Annotated in this window: 1 pseudogene; it reads right to left on the bottom strand. The window is 67.6% G+C overall.

The features are described from left to right. Nucleotides 1-283, bottom strand: a pseudogene (locus ABD323_RS44155) (IS200/IS605 family accessory protein TnpB-related protein); the annotation flags it as partial. Nucleotides 284-584 lie beyond the last annotated feature (301 nt).

Raw genomic sequence — 584 nt, 5'->3', positions numbered from 1 at the left:
CGTGCGTGGCCTTGGTGACACTCCCGGCCCACCGCGACGACGACCACACGGTCAAGTCACGCTTCCGCCCGGCCCACGTCCCATTGTCGTGATCCAGGCCGTCTGCACAGCGCACCTTCAGGTCCCTCGACGCCAGAGCCCCCATATGCGCGCCGACCAGCCGCAGCACCTTCTCATCCTCGGGAGTCAGGCCCTTGAGCCGGTCACGGACCGTCACACCCGGCGGGCCGAGGGAAACGAACGGCGCGTCGATCCGCCGGAGCTTCTTCTTCGGACGAGTCACGTCATCCCCCTCCCAGTCGGTGCCCCAACCCTCACACACACCACCGACAGCCGACCCAACGACTCAACAGGCCGGGACGAAAACGCACACGTGGGTACCTGCGTGCACCAAAACACCCTCAATCCCAGTAGTTCATAGACCCGTCGGGAGCGGGCGGAACGGTCGGCGAGAATGGGGGCCGACCGTTCCCGGCCCTAGGAGTCCCGCGTCATGCCCCGCAACGCCCTCTTCGCTCTGATCATCTGTGTGCTCGCGCTGACCGCCGCCGTGGTGTCGCTGGGCCAGGGCCGGTGGCTGGGCC

This window comes from Kitasatospora nipponensis (assembly GCF_039528135.1).
Lineage (GTDB): Bacteria > Actinomycetota > Actinomycetes > Streptomycetales > Streptomycetaceae > Kitasatospora > Kitasatospora nipponensis.
Note: the sequence above shows the minus strand (reverse complement) of the source record. Positions and strands in the feature narration are given on the sequence as shown.